The sequence below is a fragment of the Azospirillum isscasi genome (assembly GCF_030849505.1).
Taxonomy (GTDB): domain Bacteria; phylum Pseudomonadota; class Alphaproteobacteria; order Azospirillales; family Azospirillaceae; genus Azospirillum; species Azospirillum isscasi.
The window spans coordinates 1-15,006 of record NZ_JAUJFI010000058.1 but is presented as its reverse complement, the minus strand read 5'-3'; the positions used below and the strand labels follow the sequence as shown (position 1 = coordinate 15,006).

The window sequence follows — 15,006 nt, the reverse complement described above, 5'->3', positions numbered from 1 at the left end:
GTTGCATGTAACGCAGCGCGAGGAGGGGAAATGGTTCAGCCTGTCCGCAGCCGGGTCCGGCGGCATCGCGATCATCTCCGCGCCCAGGGGCTGCGCCCGGTCCAGATCTGGGTGCCCGACACCCGCGCCGCCGGCTTCCGGGAGGAGGCGCGGCGCCAGAGTCTCGCCGTCAACGCGGCGGACCGCCGGGACGGCAGCCTGGACTTCCTGGAATCCATCGAAGACGACGTGTTCGGTGAGGACGCTCCGTGAAACGTGGCGACCTCGTGACCATCGTGCAGAATGGCGATTACGAGCGCAAGGCGCGTCCGGCGGTCGTCATCCAGTCCGACCTGTTCGATGCGATGGACAGCGTCACGGTGTGTCTCATCACGGGTGAGGAGACGGAGGCCGCCATCCTTCGCCCGATGCTGGAGCCCGACGAGATGAACGGGCTGCGCACGCGGTCCTGGGTGCAGATCGACAAGATCGCCACCATCCGCCGCGCGCGCGTCGGCAAAATCTTCGGATGCCTGCCGGAAGCCGACATGAGGCGCATCAGCGCCTCGCTGGCGGTCTTCCTCGGCATCGCGTGACGGACCCGTGTCTCACGCCTCCGCGGTCTTGGCGGCGGCGACGAACGCCTTCGCGTCGGCCTTGCCCAGCCCGTTGAAGAACAGGTTCAGCAGAACCGCCGCGACGGTGCCCAGAAGGATGCCGCTGTGCAACAGCGGCGACAGGAAGGGCGGCATCTTCTGGAAGATCTTGTCGGCGACCAGCGGCACCATGCCCAGGCTGATGCTGATGGCGACGACGTAGATGTTGCCGCGGTTGGCCGCGTAATCGACCTTCGCCAGGATCTTGATGCCGGTGGCCGCGACCATGCCGAACATCACCAGCCCGGCCCCGCCCAGCACATAGGTGGGGACGGAGGCGACGACGTGCGCCAGCTTCGGGAACAGGCCGAAGGCGACCAGGATGACGCCGCCGGCCACGCAGACCCAGCGGCTGCGCACCCCGGTGATCCCGACCAGCCCGACATTCTGCGAGAAGGAGGTGTAGGGAAAGGTGTTGAAGACGCCGCCGATCAGCGTGCCCAGCCCGTCCGTGCGCAGGCCGCGGGTCAACTGGTCCGGGGTCACCGGGCGGCCCACCATCTCGCCCACCGCCAGGAACATGCCGGTGGATTCGATCATCACGACGATCATCACCAGCGACATGGTCAGGATCGACCAGAACTCGAAGACCGGCATGCCGAACTGGAAGGGGTGGATCACGTCCACCCACTTGGCCTGCCCCACCCCGTCGAAGCTGACCAGCCCCAGCGCCATGGTCAGGGCGAAGCCCGCGACGATGCCCAGCAGGACCGAGATGTTGGCCCAGAAGCCCTTGGCGTACTTGGTCACCAGCAGGATCACCGCCAGCACGAACAGCGCGATGCCGAGATAGAGCGGGTCGCCGAAATTGGGGTTCCCGGCCCCGCCGCCGGCCCAGGTGATGCCCACCCGCATCAGCGAGATGCCGATGATGGCGATGACCGTGCCCGTCACCACCGGCGGGAACAGGGGCAGCAGGCGCCCGACCAGCGGGGCGGCCAGCGTGGCGAAGACCCCGGCCCCGATCACCGCGCCGTAGATGCCGAGAAGCCCCAGCGACGGGTTCCCCGCCATGGCGACCATCGGCCCGACCGCGGCGAAGGTGACGCCCATCATCACCGGCAGGCGGATGCCGAACTTCCAGAAGCCCAGCGTCTGGATCAGCGTGACGATGCCGCAGGCGAACAGGTCGGCGTTGATCAGCAGGGCGATCTGGTCCTTGGGCAGCTTCAGCGCGCCGCCGATGATGAGCGGCACGGCGATGGCGCCCGCATACATCACCATCACATGCTGCATGCCCAGCGCCAGCAGGCGCAGCAGCGGAAGCTTCTCGTCAACCGGATGGGTTGTGGTTGGGGTTTCCACCGACGACATGATCCATGACCTCCGCGAATGAACAGGCGCGAAGTGCACGGCCCGTGCCACAACCGGCGGGGCGGAGGATCGGGGGGCGCCCCGCCCGGATGTGCCGCGAAAGGCGGCGGCACATGGAGAGGGTGCGCAATCAATGGGCAGACGTGCCCCCTCTCCCCAGGGGGAGAGGGCTATTCCGCCGTGAGCGAAGGGTTTCGGGGTCAGGGCCGCGCGCTTGACAGCGGCTGCACCGCCTCGGCCACCAGCGCCTTGCGGACGGGCAGGCCGGCGCCGCGCAGGGCGTCGCCGATGCGGTCGCCGTGGCCCTCGTCCTCCACCTCGATCAGCAGGGCGACCTCGGCGGACTTGACGGAGAAGGCGCCGAACAGGCGCTGGTGCTGCACGTCGATGATGTTGCCGCCGCATTCCGCCACGATGCGGGTCACCTGGGCCAGCGCACCGGGCTGGTCGGCCACGTCGATCTCCAGGTTCAACAGCCGCCCGTCGCGGGCGAAGCCGCGCATCAGCACGTTGGCCAGCGTCCGCGTGTCGATGTTGCCGCCCGACACGATGAGGCCCACCCGCTTGCCCCGGAAGCGCCCGGGATGGAAGAGCAGGGCGGCCAGACCGGCGGCCCCGGCGCCCTCGGCCACGGTCTTCTCCACTTCGATCAGCATGGCGATGGCCCGTTCGATCACCGCCTCGGGCACCAGAACCACGTCGCAGCCGTGCTGCTTCAGGATGTCGATGGGCCGGTCGCCGACGTCGCGCACGGCGATGCCCTCCGCCACGGTCGGGCCGCCGACCTTGACCGGCTGACCGGCGAGGCGCTGCGCCGCGGCGGGGTAGGTCTCCACCTCCACCCCGACCACCTCCAGGCCGGGCCGCAGCGCGCGGGCGGCCACGGCGGCTCCGGCGGCCAGTCCGCCGCCGCCCACCGGAATGGCGAGCACGTCGAGGTCCGGCACCTCCGCCAGCATCTCCAGAACCACGGTGCCCTGGCCGGCGATCACCGCGTCGTCGTCGTAGGGATGGACGAAGACCAGACCGTCGCGTTTGGCGAGATCGTGGGCGAAGGCCGCGGCCTCGGCCAGGGTGTCGCCTTCCAGGATCACGGTGGCGCCGTGGTAGCGGGTGCGCTTGACCTTCACGAAGGGGGTGAAGCGCGGCATGACGATGGTCGCCGCGATGCCCAGCTTCTTCGCGTGGTAGGCCACGGCCTGGGCGTGGTTGCCGGCGGACATGGCGATCACCCCGGCCTGCCGCTCCGCCGCCGTCAGGTGCAGCAGCCGGTTGGCCGCCCCGCGCTCCTTGAAGGAAGCCGTGAACTGGAGATTCTCCAGCTTGACCCAGACCTCGGCGCCGGTGATCTGCGACAGGGTTTCCGACCGCAGGAAGGGCGTGCGGCTGATGCGCCCGGCCAGCCGCTCGGCGGCGGCGTGGATGTCGTCGATGGTGACCGGCATGTCCTGAACTTCCTCTACAAACCGCCCTTCGCGGCGGCGCTGGAGACCGCACCGTACAGGTCCGGCCGGCGGTCCGCCAGATGCGTGCCGACGCTGCGCAACGCCGGGTCGAGATCCACGGTCAGCAGCGCCTCGCCATCACCCGCCCGCGCCAGCACCGAGCCGTCCGGCGCCGCCACGCTGCTGAGGCCGCAATAGCGCAACGCCCCCTCCCGCCCGCAGCGGTTGGCGTAGGCGACGAAGATGCCGTTCTCGAAGGCGCGGGCCGGGACGATGGTGGTGGCGACGATCTCGTAGGGCGCCATCAGCGCGGTGGGCACCAGCAGCGCGTCCACCCCGGCCAGCGCATGGCGGCGCACCAGCTCCGGAAACTCCAGGTCGTAGCAGACGGCCACGCCGACCCGCATCCCGCCGACCACCGCGGTCGGGAAGGCGTCGCCGCCCGGCGCGAAGGACTCCCGGTCGAGATCGCCGTACAGGTGCGCCTTGCGCTGGTTCAGCAGGGGCCGCCCGTCCGCCCCGATCAGTTGCGCGGCGTTGTGGACCGCCCCGTCCTCTCCACGCTCCGGATAGCCGTAGAGCAGCGCGATGCCGTGCCGCCGGGCGATGTCCGCCACCCGCGCGGCCATCGGCCCGTCCGCCGGCTCGGCCAGGGCGCGCACGGACTCCGCGCCGATGTCGTAGCCGGTCAGGCCCATTTCCGGCCCAACCAGCAGGGCGGAGCCGCGCCCCGCCGCCTCCGCCGCCGCCTGTTCCAGACGGTCGAGGTTGCGGTGCGGCGCACCGGGCTCCGCGTCCGCCTGGAGCAGGGTCAGCCGCATGGCGTCAGCCCTGGCCCCGGCGCTTGGCGAGGGCGCGCACCGACAGGCAGAGGATTTCGAACAGCATTTGCGCGCCCGCGTGGGCGGTGTTGGTCGTGGCGTCGTACTGGGGCGCCACCTCCACCACGTCGCCGCCGATCACGTCCAGCCCATCCAGCCCGCGCAGGATCGCCAGGGCCTCCCGCGTGGTCAGGCCGCCGACCTCCGGCGTGCCGGTGCCGGGGGCGAAGACCGGGTCCAGGCAATCCACGTCGAAGGAGACATAGACCGGCCCGTCGCCCACCACCTTGCGCGCCGTCTCGATGACGCTGGCGATGCCGCGCTCGGGGATGTCCTCCGCGTGGATCACGGTCATGCCGCTGTCGTAGGAGAACTCCCACAGATACTCGGTGCTGCCGCGGATGCCGATCTGCACCGTGCGTTCCGGGTCCAGCACGCCGTCCAGCACCGCCTGCCGGAAGGGGCCGCCATGGTGGAACTTGGCGCCCTCGTAGGGGCCGCCGGTGTCGCAATGGGCGTCGAAATGGATCATGCCCACCGGACGCCCGCGGCCCAGCGCCTTGAGGATCGAATAGGTGATGGAATGATCGCCGCCCACCGACAGCGGGACGACGCCCGCGTCCATGACGCGGTTGTAGAAGGCCAGGATGTCGCCGTGGCACGCCTCCAGGCTGAAGCGGCTGGACAGCGGCACGTCGCCCACGTCGGCCAGTTTGCAGGAGGCCGCCGGGACCATGCGCAGGGCGTGCTCGTAGGGGCCGATGCGCTCCATCCCACGCACGGCGCGCGGGCCGAGGCGGGCGCCGGCCCGGTTGGTGACGCCCAGGTCCATCGGCACGCCGATCAGCGCGATGTCCAACCCGCCGAAATCCGCGGCCTCCGCCGCGTCGGGGCGGTAGGGGGCGTCGAGCAGGGTGGACACCCCGGCGAAGGGCTGCACCCGCTTGCCGCCGGAGAACTGGAGGGCGGCCACCCGCTTGAACTCCGCATCGTGGAAGTCGTCGCCGCCGGAGCCGCTGTACTTCGTACGCAAACGATCAAGCTTCTGAGGGTCGATCATCGTCCGGATCTCTTTGAAAAAAGGAGAGGGGTTGTCAGTCGTTCCTGGAGGTCAGTCGTTCTTCGCCCAGGCGCCGAGCAGGCGGGGCAGGTCGCCGAACCACGCGATCAGCCCGAAGACCAGGGCGGTCAGCGACACGAACAGCACCGTCACGGCGGCCATGGTCGGCGTGTAGCCGTAGCGGAGCGCGTTGAAGATCTTGATGGGCAGCGTTTCCAGCGTGAAGCCGACCACCATGTAGGCCACGATGTACTCGTTCAGCGACAGCACGAAGGCGAAGGCGAAGCCGGAGATCACGTAGGGCCGCACCAGCGGCATCACCACCGTGCGCAGCACCGTCCGGTCGTCGGCCCCCATGGTCGCCGCCGCCTCCACATAGGAGCGGTCCACCGCCCCGAAACCCAGCGACAGCGTGACCAGCGGCAGCGTCACGAAGAACACCGCGTGGCTGACCACCACCGTCCAGGGCGACCCGTACTCGCCGACCGCCGCCCAGAAGCTGAGGAAACCCAGGGCGGTGATGACCGGCGGCAGGATGAAGGGCGTCATGCCCAGCACCTCGAACGCCCGCGCCCAGGGCGCCCGCCAGCGCCACAGGAACCAGGCCAGCGGAAAGGCGATCAGCACCGCCAGCGCCGCCGACAGGGTGGCGACGACGAGGCTGGTGACGAGCGCGCCGCGCCAGCCGGGATCGGTGAAGACCTCCGCGTACCAGGACAGCGAGAAGCCCTGCGGCGGGAAGGTCAGCGACTTCTTCTCGTTCACCGAGACGCCGGCCACCACCAGGATGGGCGCCGACAGGACCAGCGCGATCAGGCCGGCGGCCAGGGAATTCAGCGTGCGCATCAGCATCAGGCTGTCTCCTCCCGCCGCCCGGCGAGCAGCGCCAGCCCGACGAGCGCGAGGCTGACCAGCACCAGGAAGACGGCCATGGCCGCCGCGAAGGGCATGTTCGACTGGTAGATCGCCTGATCGGTGATGAGCACCGACAGCGTCCAGTGCTGGGGCCGCCCCAGAAGCTGCGGCAGCAGGTAGGAGCCGAGCGCGAAGACGAACACCATGATCGTTGTGGCGACGATGGTGTTGCGCAGCGCCGGAACCACCACCGTGAAGAAGGCCCGCAGCGGCGAGGAGCCGAGCGTGCGCGCCGCCTCCTCCAGATAGGGGTCGAGGCGGGCCAGCGCCGGGTAGAGCACCAGCACCGTGTAGGGAAAGGCTTGGTAGACCAGCCCGGCCAGCAGCGCGCCGAAGCTGGGGCTGAGCGATTGCGGCTCGGCCATCAGGCCCAGCGCCACGAACAGGTTGGTGATGCCCGCGGTGCGCGAGAGCAGGGTGGACCAGGCGAAGCCGATGATGACTTCCGACAGCGACAGGATCGACAGCAGGAAGACCAGCCAGCGGATCTGCGCCCCGCGGGACAGCCTCACCAGCCGGTAGGTGAAGGGGAAGGCGATGCCCACCGCCAGCGCCGCGACCAGCGCCGCCAGCCCCAGCGAGAAGGACATCACCCCGCCGAAGAAGGCCGTCAGGAACCGCTCGTAATTCGCGAACACGAGGTCCGGCTCGTAGAAGCCGCCGGGCACGCGCCGGAAGACGCTGACCGCGATCATCAGGCTGAAGGGGATGACGAAGAAGACCACCAGCATCAGCGCCGGGAACAGGATCGGCGCGTGCTCCGCCAGACCGCGGGGGGCGCGGCGGATCATTGCGGGCGCTCCGCCATCGGGGGCAGCACGACGCAGGCCGCCGGGGGGAACTCCACCGACAGGGCGCCGCCGGGGGCGACCGGCGGGCGGTCCTGCGGCCGCGTCAGGGCGACGATCTCCCGCCCGGCCACGTCGATGCGGAACTCCACGCTGGCGCCGAGGTCGCGCATGAAGGACAGCGTGCCGTCCAGCCGGTTCGGCCCGTCCAGCCCCGCGGGGTGGACGATCACGTCCTCCGGACGGACGGACAGCAGGACGGGGCCGGACGGCGGCAGGTTCGGCAGATGCAGCCGTCCGCCGGGCACCGCGACGGCGCCGTGGGCGGTGATCTCGCCCTCCAGCAGGTTGGTCATGCCGATGAAGTCGGCGACGAAGGCGTCGGCGGGCTGGCGGTAGACCTCCATCGGCGGGGCGGCCTGATGGATGCGGCCCTGCGACATCACCACCACGAGGTCGGCCATGGTCATCGCCTCCCGCTGGTCGTGGGTGACGACGATGGTGGTGATTCCCAGCCGCTGCTGAAGCTGCTTCAGCTCGATCTGCATGGCCTCGCGCAGCTTGGCGTCGAGCGCCGACAGCGGCTCGTCCAGCAGGAACAGTTTGGGCGACAGGGCCAGCGCGCGGGCGATGGCGACGCGCTGCCGCTGCCCGCCGGACAGCTTGGAGACGGGCCGGTCGGCCACGCCGGGCAGGCGGACCAGCTCCAGCAACTCGTCGGCGCGCTTGCGCTGCTCGGCCTTCGCGGCGCCGCGGATGCGCAGGGGGTAGGCGATGTTCTCCCCCGCCGTCAGGTGCGGGAAGAGGGCCAGCGACTGGAACACCATGCCGAATTCCCGCGTGTGGGCGGGGGCCGTGGTGATGTCGCGCCCGTCGATCAGCAGCCGCCCGCCGGAGGGGTCCTCCAGACCGGCGATCATGCGCAGAAGCGTCGTCTTCCCGCAGCCGGACGGGCCGAGCAGGCAGACGAATTGCCCGTGCGGGATGCGCAGCGACGCGCCGTGCACCGCGGTCACGGGACCGTATCGTTTGGTGAGACCGTCGAGGACAAGGGCTGACATGGGATGGCTTTGTTCTGATGGAAACGGTTCATCCCCTCTCCCGCCCCGGGAGAGGGTGCCCGCGCAGCGGGCGGGTGAGGGTGCCGCCGGGAATTGACGCGCTGATCTTTGCCTGTACCCTCACCCTCCCGCCGCAGGGCGGCGGGCCCCTCCCTCTCCCGGGACGGGAGAGGGAGGATCACTCACCCGACGATCATCTCCGTCCACTTCTGGTTCAGCCAGTCGGACTTGCTCTGGTACAGGTCGTAGCGCGGGATGATCGGCGGGATGTCGGAGGACACCGCGGCGAACTCCTGGTCCGTCAGGTCGGTCAGCTTGCGGTCGATGGTCGGGGCGGTGCCGACCTTGCGCGACAGCAGGGCCTGGATCGACGGCTGGCACATGTAGTCCACGAAGACATGCGCGAGGTCGCCGGCCTTGGAGGCGCGGGTGACCGCCCAGCTTCCCGAGTCGAGGATGCCGCCCTCCTTCGGGAAGGTCGAGCGCACCGGCTGCCCGTCCGCGGCGGCAAGGCCGGTCACGTCGTGGTAATACTGGCCCATCGGGATCTCGCCGGACTTCAGCGAGGCTTCGAACTGCGCCTCGTCGCGGTACCAGAGCTTCACGTTGGACTTCAGCTCCGCCAGCTTCTTGAAGCAGTCGAGCTGACCCTGCTCGCTGTCGAGATGCTTGGTGCCGCCGAAGAAGGTCGCCGCCGTGACTTCCAGAAGGAAGCTGTTGCTGACCAGCGCCAGCAGGCCGAGCTTGTCCTTGTTCGCCGGGTCCCACAGGGCCGCCCAGCTCTGCGGGGCCTGCGGGTAGCTCTTGGTGTTGGTGACCAGCGTGATGTACCAGGACACCGCACCGATGCCGCTGACCTTGCCGTCCGGATATTTGTTGACGAGGTGCGGGACGACCTTGGCGGCGTTGGGGATCTTCGACAGGTCGAAGGGCGCCCACAGCTCCGCCGCCGCCCCCTTCAGCATCGCCACCTGCGACATCATGGAGACGTCGGCGGGGGCCTGACGGGCGCGGGCCGCCTGTTCGAGCTGGACCAGCCACGCCTCGCCGGTCGGCTCGGCCACCGCCTCGACGGTGATGCCGGTGGCCTTGGAGAATTCCGGGAAGATGTGCTTTTCGAAGGACTCTTTGAAATAGCCGCCGTACACGCCGACCTTCAGCGTCTTCGACTGGGCGCGGACGATGTTCGGAAATCCGATGGCGGCCACCGCGGCCAGCGCCCCCGCACCGGCCAGGACGGTGCGCCGGCCGATGCCGCCGGTCATTGCGGCGTGAAGTCCCTGTTTACCCGTCGTCTCGTTCATGGAGTGCGACCTTTCCTTGCGGACGAGCTTATCTGTTCGTGAGGCCAGCATTGCGGCCTGCGGTCATTAGACGCCCGGCGCCGTTGCCCGAAAATCAGAAAGTTTTGTATCTTACTTCGACAGGAGCCGAAGTATCGCGGGTGACGGACCCGCCGGACGGCGCCGGGGAGGGTGGGGCCATGGCGATGATCCAGCTTGAAACCGTGGATCTGCGCCTGTTGCGGTTGTTCATGACCATCGTGGAGGCCGGCGGTTTCAGTGCGGCGCAGAGCGAACTGAACCTGTCGCTGTCCACCATCTCCACCCATTTTGCCGATCTGGAAACACGGCTGGGCCTGCGGCTGTGCCGGCGCGGGCGGTCGGGATTCCAGCTCACCCCGGAAGGGCAGGCGGTCTATGACGAGGCGCGCCGCGTGTTCGACACGCTGGAGCGGTTCCGCGGGCGGGTGCGCGGCCTGCGCGAGCGGCTGACCGGCATGCTGGCGGTCGGGCTGGTGGACAACACGCTGACCGACCCGCGCGCCCCGCTGGAGCGCGTCTTCGCCCGCTTCACGGAGGCGGCGCCGGAGGTGTCCCTGCTCATCAACGTGCGCCCGCCGAACGAGCTTCTGCGCGACGTCATCGGCGGGCAGCTCCAGCTCGCCATCGCCAGTTTCCCGCGCATCGTGCCCAGCCTGTCCTATCAGGATCTCTACAACGAGACGATCCACTTCTGCGTGGCCGACGGGCATCCGCTGTTCGCCCAGCCGGACGAGGCCATCGACCTGGACGAGATCCGCCGCTACCGGCTGGTGGCGCGCAGCTATTGGGGATCGCGCGACCTGAAGATCTTCGCCATTTCAACGCCCAAGGCGACGGTCAGCGACATGGAGGGGGCGGCGCGGCTGATCCTGTCCGGGGCCTATCTCGGCTATCTGCCGGACCATTACGCGGCGCCCTACGTCAAGGCGGGGCGGCTGCGGGTGCTGCTGCCGAAGGTGCTGTCCTATCAGGCGCCGTTCCAGGTGGCCTTCGACGCCAACCGCTCCAAGAGCCCGGTGGTGGACCTGTTCATCGCGCTCACGCGGGAGGAGATGACCGCGCCGGAGTTCCGGCCCGGCCCAACCCGTCAGATGTGATATTCCGGCTCCGGCACGGTCTGGTCCATGGCGAGCGCCGGCACCGTGTCGCGGCACCAGCCGACGATCCGCGCCGGAACGCCCACCACCGTGGCGCAGGGCGGCACGTCCTTCAGCACGACGCTGCCCGCGCCGACCTTGGCGCGGCTGCCGATTTCGATGTTGCCGAGGATCTTGGCCCCGGCGGACAGCAGAACGCCGTCGCGCACCTTCGGGTGGCGGTCGCCATGCTCCTTGCCGGTGCCGCCCAGCGTGACCTCCTGGAGGATCGACACGTCGTTGCCGACCACCGCGGTCTCGCCGATCACCACGCCGGTGCCGTGGTCGATGAAGACGCCGCGCCCGACCGGGACCGCCGGGTGGATGTCCACCGCGAACACCTCAGACACCCGGCTTTGCAGGAAATGGGCAAGGTCGTGCCGGTCGTGCCGCCACAGCCAGTGGCCGATGCGGTGCCATTCCAGCGCGTGGAAGCCCTTGTAATAGAGGAACGGCGTCAGGCAGTTGTCCGCCGCCGGGTCGCGCGTGCAGATGGCCTGAAGGTCGGAGCAGGCTTCCTCCACGATGCAGGGCGCGTCGGTGACCGCCGAGCGCACCAGCATCGCGAGCTGGTCCGCGGAGATGTATGAATCGCCCAGCTTGCGCGCGAGGATGCTGCCCAGCGCCGACGGGAAATCATGGTGCAGCAGGATGGCGGTGTCGATGAAGGGACGCAGCCAGGGTTCCTTGACGACGACGCCCTCCGCCTCGGCGCGCAGCATGGCCCACATGCCGTCCACCCCTTCCAGAAAAGTGGACTCCGGGCGGTCCTGTTCCTGACGGCAGGGGGCGACGATGTGGTTCATGGCGTGGATGTCCTGGTGTTCCCGACCGGTCCGGTCATGAGAGTCCGGTCATGGGGCCTTCAACAGACCGGACGGAAGCCTAGCACGCCGCAATTCGGAAGGGGAGCCATGTTGCGGGAAATGCAGGGTCACCACGAAATCTTGTACAATTCAACACCGTGAAAATTCCGGTCGTCATTCGGCATGGCTGTGCAGGCGATAGGGTTCGATCCGCCCATACTCCATTTTCACCAGCCGGTCGGCGTGGTGCAGGAAATGCTCGTCGTGGGTGACGGCGATCACCGTCTTGCCCTGCCTCTTCAGGCTGGGCAGCAGGGTTTCGTAGAAATAGCGGCGGAATTCCGGGTCCTGGTCGGCGGCCCATTCGTCGAAGATCATCACCGGGCGGTTCTCCAGCAGCGCCACGACCAGCGCCAGCCGCTTGCGCTGGCCGGTGGAGAGATCCAGCGTGCTGAAGCGCTGTTCCTCGAACCGCGTCTTGCCGTCGATGCGCATGAGCTGGAGCAGCGAATCCACCGTCGCCGGGTCGATGGCGTCGGCGCCGTCCAGCGTCCTGAACAGGTAGAAATCCGTGAAGATGGCGGAGAACAGGGCGCGGTAGGCCGGCACCCCCTCCGGCCCCACCGGGCGCCCGTCCAGCAGGATCTGCCCCGCATCGGGGTGGTAGAGCGCGCAGAGCAGCTTCAACAGCGTGCTCTTGCCGCTGCCGTTGCCGCCGGTGATGAACAGGATCTCGCCGCGGTCGATGGTCAGGTCCAGCGGGCCGACCTCGAAGGTTTCGGCGCCGCCGCGGTACTGGAAATCCACGCCGCGCAATTCGATGGTGGAGAAGGCCGGAGCGGGCGCCGGCGATGGAGTTTCCGGCGGGGTCTCCGGCTGGGGGTGCCGCGTCAGACGGTCCAGTTCGGCTTCCAAGCCGTGAATGTCACCGGCGGCCATGGTCGCCTTGGCCCAGGCGGGAATGCCGGCCACCACGGTGGAGGTCGGGCCGATGACGAACAGCACGATGGCCGTCAGCCGCATGATGTCGGCCCCGGACCCCGGCTGGTATTGCGGGCCGATGAAGACCAGCACGCCCAGCAGGGCATAGAACAGACTGTAGGCGAAGATGTAGTTGGCGTTGAACAGGTCGGCGGTGCGGATGCGCAGGCCCCGCACGGCGGTGGCGGCTTCCGCGATGCGGGCCATCAGGGCGTCGCTGCGGCCCTGGTTCAGCTTCAGCTCCTTGAAGCCGCCGATCAGGTCGCCGATGCTGTCGAAGAAGGCCATTTCATGGGCCGACGCCTCGCGCATGCGGGCGTTCACCTCGGCGGAGCGGCGGAAATAGGCCAGCAGCCCGCCGCCGATCACCAGCACCGCCAGGACGAAGGCCGGAAGCGACACGCTGGCCAGATAGGCGGCGGTGAACACCACCAGCGCCGCCGATTGCAGCGACGCCGCCAGCACCCCCGCCGCGTCGGAGATCACCGCCGTCTGCTGGGTCAGCCGGTTGTAGACGGCGGTGCTGTCCATCCGGTTCAGCCCCATCAGGTCCAGCGACCGGAGCTTCCCCGCGATGCGCAGACGGGTGCGCTCCACCGCGTCCTCGAACAGGACGGTTACCCGGTTGAAGCAGGCGCGGAAGCCGATGGCGTAGAGCGCGAACAGCCCGATGAACGCCACCAGATCGAAGAAGCCGCCGCCTTGGACGGCGGCGGTGTTGGTGACCATCAGCAGCATGGCGTTGGAAACGCCCGACGCCGCCGCCACCAGCAGGATCTTGCGCCGCACGCCGGGGGTGATGCCCAGGAAGCGCAGCAGCGGGGCGCCGGTCCTCTCGCCGCTCATGGGTTCCGGCCCTCGGCGACGGCGGCCAGCGTGGTCAGGAAGTCGTCCAGAATGTCCTCCACCGCGGTGGCCGGAAGCAGGGCGGTGTCGTAGCCGGCGGCCACCACCATCGCCTCACCCGGCACCACCTCGAGATTCAGCGGATAATGCCAGTGGTCGGTCATGTCCACGGCGGCGAAGCGCAAGGCCCCACCGTCCTTGCCGGCGGGGTAGGTCTGCACGCGCAGGGTGGTGGCGAAAGGCGCCCGTCCCGGCGCCAGCCCGGCGGCCTCGGCCACCGCGGCAAGCGGAAGGTGGGCGTGGGCCGTCTGCGCCGCGCGCCGCCGCTGGACGCCGCTCAGCCAGTCCGGCAGGGGCAGCGGGCCGGGAGCGCCGATGCGCAGGGGCAGGGTGTTGATCAGCGGGCCGATCATGCGCTCCACCCCCGGCAGCTCCGGCGGACGCAGGGCGGAGGTCACGCCGAACACCACCTCGCCGCTCACCACGTCGCCGCTCACCACGTCGCCGCCCACCACGTCGCCGTTGCCGCAGCGCCGCCCCAGCACCAGCGCCCAGGCCCCCATGACCAGGACCGGCACGGTCAGCCGGTGGCGGCGGGCGAAGGCGGCCAGCGCGGCCCCCAAGGCGGGCGGCGGAGTCCGCACCGCTTCGGCGAAGCGGCGCCCGGTCCGGGCATCCGGCGGGACCGGCGGCCAGGACAGCGCGGCGGGCGGCAACCCGGCCAGTTCCTCCGCCCAGAAGGCCCGCGCCGCCGCCGCGTCCTGGCGGTCCAGCCAGGACAGGAAATCGCGGACATCCGGGGCCGGCCCGTCCGGGGTGGGGCCATCGTAGGCCCGCCCCACCTCCTCCAGCAGAAGCGGCAAGGACCAGCCGTCCATCAAAAGATGATGGTGGGTCCACAGGAAGCGGTATCCCCCCGTCACCCGCACCAGGGTGAAGCGCATCAGCGGCGCCGCGGCGGGGTCGAAGCCGGCGTGGCGGTCCTGTTCCCGCCACATGGCGAAGCGGGACTCCGCCTCGGCGCGGTCGAGCGCGCTCCAGTCCTCCAGCCGCCAGGGCGCCTGAACCCGGTCGGGGAAGCGCTGTTCCGGCACGCCGCCCGGGCCGGGGCCGAAGGCGGCGCGCAAGGCGGCGTGGCGGGACAGCGCCCGGTCCCACGCGGCTTGGAACGCTGTCACGTCCAGCCCGTCCGGCAGGGTGGCGGCAAGCTGGACGGCATAGGCTTCGCTGTCCGGGCGGGCGGCGGCGTGGGCCAGCATGGCCGCCTGCTGCGGCGCCAGACGGTAAAATGGGTCTTCGTCCAGGAGGCCGGTCAGCGCCGCGGCGAAGGCGTCGGCCAGCCGCTCCACCAGCGCCGGGTCGGTCTGGCGCGGGTCGCAGGTCCAGTCCATGCGCAACTGGCCGTCCATCACCAGGGCGGCCACCTCCAGCCGGTAGGGGCGGGGGGTGGTGGGGGCGAAGCCGGGTCCTTCGGATTCCGCCGCCGGGCGCACCGGCAGAGCCGTGGGCCAGGACTGGTCCCACTGGCCGAGGTAGTTGAACACGATCTCCGCCGGCTCCAGCGCGGCCAGGGCTTCCCCCATCCGCGGATTCAGGGCGCGGAGGGCGCCATAGGAGAAACCCCGCCCGGGCAGGGCCGCCACCGCCGCCTTCGCCGCCGCCAGGGTCCGCATGGGGGAGGCGGAGACCGGCAGCACCACCGGGGCGATGGTGGTGAACCAGCCCACCGTGCGGGTCAGGTCCACCCCCGGCACCGGGGCGTCGCGCCCGTGGCCTTCGACATCCACCAGCAGGGCATCGCCGCCCAGCACCCGCGTGGCGGCGCTGGCGAGGGCGGCCAGCAGGGCGTCCTGCGCCGCCGCTCCGCTGCGCT

At 69.9% G+C, this 15,006-nt stretch carries 14 protein-coding genes; 3 read left to right on the top strand and 11 right to left on the bottom strand.

Going from position 1 to position 15,006, the window contains the following annotated elements:
* Positions 1 to 30: 30 nt before the first annotated feature.
* The gene (locus tag QSG27_RS13645) at positions 31 to 252 is read left to right on the top strand and encodes an antitoxin MazE family protein (RefSeq protein WP_306707014.1); all 222 of its coding nucleotides are present in this window, start codon (positions 31 to 33) and stop codon (positions 250 to 252) included.
* Positions 249 to 575 carry a type II toxin-antitoxin system PemK/MazF family toxin gene (locus QSG27_RS13640; RefSeq protein WP_306707012.1) on the top strand — a complete coding sequence of 109 codons (327 nt, stop codon included), beginning with the start codon at positions 249 to 251 and terminating at the stop codon, positions 573 to 575. The genes QSG27_RS13645 and QSG27_RS13640 overlap by 4 nt, the downstream gene beginning before the upstream one ends.
* 12 nt (positions 576 to 587) lie before the next feature.
* Here QSG27_RS13640 and QSG27_RS13635 read toward each other — a convergent pair whose 3' ends face one another.
* The 8 genes from QSG27_RS13635 to QSG27_RS13600 all read right to left on the bottom strand — a co-directional run bounded on the left by QSG27_RS13635 (position 588) and on the right by QSG27_RS13600 (position 9,343).
* Positions 588 to 1,949: a nucleobase:cation symporter-2 family protein gene (locus QSG27_RS13635; protein WP_306707010.1), complete on the bottom strand. Its 1,362-nt coding sequence runs from the start codon at positions 1,947 to 1,949 to the stop codon at positions 588 to 590.
* 200 nt (positions 1,950 to 2,149) lie between these two features.
* Positions 2,150 to 3,394 carry a threonine ammonia-lyase gene (locus tag QSG27_RS13630; RefSeq protein WP_306707009.1) on the bottom strand — a complete coding sequence of 415 codons (1,245 nt, stop codon included), beginning with the start codon at positions 3,392 to 3,394 and terminating at the stop codon, positions 2,150 to 2,152.
* Positions 3,395 to 3,408: 14 nt separating this feature from the next.
* Positions 3,409 to 4,215, bottom strand: a complete 807-nt coding sequence (locus tag QSG27_RS13625) for a carbon-nitrogen hydrolase family protein (RefSeq protein WP_306707007.1) — start codon at positions 4,213 to 4,215, stop codon at positions 3,409 to 3,411.
* Positions 4,216 to 4,219: 4 nt separating this feature from the next.
* Positions 4,220 to 5,275, bottom strand: a complete 1,056-nt coding sequence (gene speB, locus QSG27_RS13620; RefSeq protein WP_306707006.1) for an agmatinase — start codon at positions 5,273 to 5,275, stop codon at positions 4,220 to 4,222.
* 51 nt (positions 5,276 to 5,326) lie between these two features.
* Entirely contained in the window at positions 5,327 to 6,127 is an 801-nt protein-coding gene (locus QSG27_RS13615) for an ABC transporter permease (RefSeq protein WP_306707005.1), read from the bottom strand.
* Positions 6,127 to 6,981, bottom strand: coding sequence for an ABC transporter permease (locus tag QSG27_RS13610; protein WP_306707004.1), 855 nt, complete (start codon positions 6,979 to 6,981; stop codon positions 6,127 to 6,129). The genes QSG27_RS13615 and QSG27_RS13610 overlap by 1 nt, the downstream gene beginning before the upstream one ends.
* Positions 6,978 to 7,994: an ABC transporter ATP-binding protein gene (locus QSG27_RS13605; RefSeq protein WP_306707002.1), complete on the bottom strand. Its 1,017-nt coding sequence runs from the start codon at positions 7,992 to 7,994 to the stop codon at positions 6,978 to 6,980. Before QSG27_RS13605 ends, QSG27_RS13610 begins: the two co-directional genes overlap by 4 nt.
* A 227-nt stretch (positions 7,995 to 8,221) precedes the next feature.
* The gene (locus QSG27_RS13600) at positions 8,222 to 9,343 is read right to left on the bottom strand and encodes an ABC transporter substrate-binding protein (protein ID WP_306707000.1); all 1,122 of its coding nucleotides are present in this window, start codon (positions 9,341 to 9,343) and stop codon (positions 8,222 to 8,224) included.
* Between the two features lie 140 nt (positions 9,344 to 9,483).
* Here QSG27_RS13600 and QSG27_RS13595 point away from each other — a divergent pair, with 140 nt between their 5' ends.
* Positions 9,484 to 10,461, top strand: a complete 978-nt coding sequence (locus tag QSG27_RS13595) for a LysR family transcriptional regulator (RefSeq protein WP_306706998.1) — start codon at positions 9,484 to 9,486, stop codon at positions 10,459 to 10,461.
* Here QSG27_RS13595 and cysE read toward each other — a convergent pair.
* From cysE to QSG27_RS13580, 3 genes are all read right to left on the bottom strand, one after another.
* The gene (gene cysE, locus QSG27_RS13590; RefSeq protein ID WP_306706996.1) at positions 10,452 to 11,306 is read right to left on the bottom strand and encodes a serine O-acetyltransferase; all 855 of its coding nucleotides are present in this window, start codon (positions 11,304 to 11,306) and stop codon (positions 10,452 to 10,454) included. The two genes, QSG27_RS13595 and cysE, sit on opposite strands and share 10 nt — an antisense overlap.
* Before the next feature lie 174 nt (positions 11,307 to 11,480).
* Positions 11,481 to 13,133, bottom strand: coding sequence for a cyclic peptide export ABC transporter (locus tag QSG27_RS13585; protein ID WP_306706994.1), 1,653 nt, complete (start codon positions 13,131 to 13,133; stop codon positions 11,481 to 11,483).
* Positions 13,130 to 15,006, bottom strand: a 1,877-nt coding sequence (locus tag QSG27_RS13580; protein WP_306706992.1) for a condensation domain-containing protein, incomplete at its 5' end; no start/stop codon positions are given. The genes QSG27_RS13580 and QSG27_RS13585, both read right to left, overlap by 4 nt.

Excerpts from the sequence above, each read along its gene's own strand:
- QSG27_RS13610 (WP_306707004.1), bottom strand. The coding sequence starts at position 6,981 with ATGATCCGCCGCGCCCCCCGCGGTCTGGCGGAGCACGCGCCGATCCTG.
- QSG27_RS13600 (WP_306707000.1), bottom strand. The coding sequence starts at position 9,343 with ATGAACGAGACGACGGGTAAACAGGGACTTCACGCCGCAATGACCGGC.
- QSG27_RS13625 (WP_306707007.1), bottom strand. The coding sequence starts at position 4,215 with ATGCGGCTGACCCTGCTCCAGGCGGACGCGGAGCCCGGTGCGCCGCAC.
- QSG27_RS13630 (WP_306707009.1), bottom strand. The coding sequence starts at position 3,394 with ATGCCGGTCACCATCGACGACATCCACGCCGCCGCCGAGCGGCTGGCC.
- QSG27_RS13645 (WP_306707014.1), top strand. The coding sequence starts at position 31 with ATGGTTCAGCCTGTCCGCAGCCGGGTCCGGCGGCATCGCGATCATCTC.
- QSG27_RS13585 (WP_306706994.1), bottom strand. The coding sequence starts at position 13,133 with ATGAGCGGCGAGAGGACCGGCGCCCCGCTGCTGCGCTTCCTGGGCATC.
- speB (WP_306707006.1), bottom strand. The coding sequence starts at position 5,275 with ATGATCGACCCTCAGAAGCTTGATCGTTTGCGTACGAAGTACAGCGGC.
- QSG27_RS13615 (WP_306707005.1), bottom strand. The coding sequence starts at position 6,127 with ATGCTGATGCGCACGCTGAATTCCCTGGCCGCCGGCCTGATCGCGCTG.
- cysE (WP_306706996.1), bottom strand. The coding sequence starts at position 11,306 with ATGAACCACATCGTCGCCCCCTGCCGTCAGGAACAGGACCGCCCGGAG.
- QSG27_RS13635 (WP_306707010.1), bottom strand. The coding sequence starts at position 1,949 with ATGTCGTCGGTGGAAACCCCAACCACAACCCATCCGGTTGACGAGAAG.